Genomic DNA, 241 nt, shown 5'->3' on the forward strand with positions numbered 1-241 from the left:
ATGGCACGAGCACGCTCACGCTCGATGGCGCCAACAGCTACGCCGGTGGCACGGTGTTGAACGCCGGCACGCTGGCGGTTGGCAGCAACACGGCGTTGGGCAGCGGCAGCCTGTCGGTGCTGGGCAATGCCAGCTTGAGCAACGCGATCGCCCTGGCGCTGGGCAACAGCATCAACCTGGGCGCGGACCTGAGCATTGCCAATGCAGCCGATCTGGCGTTGACCGGCGCGCTCAGTGGCAC

General features: G+C 67.2%; 1 protein-coding gene. It reads left to right on the top strand.

Translation table 11 applies throughout. From position 1 onward, the window contains the following. The coding region (locus tag OZ10_RS20305; protein ID WP_039566962.1) for an autotransporter-associated beta strand repeat-containing protein at nt 1-241 on the top strand (241 nt) is incomplete at both ends.

Source organism: Xanthomonas cannabis pv. cannabis (assembly GCF_000802365.1).
Classification (GTDB): Bacteria; Pseudomonadota; Gammaproteobacteria; order Xanthomonadales; family Xanthomonadaceae; genus Xanthomonas; species Xanthomonas cannabis.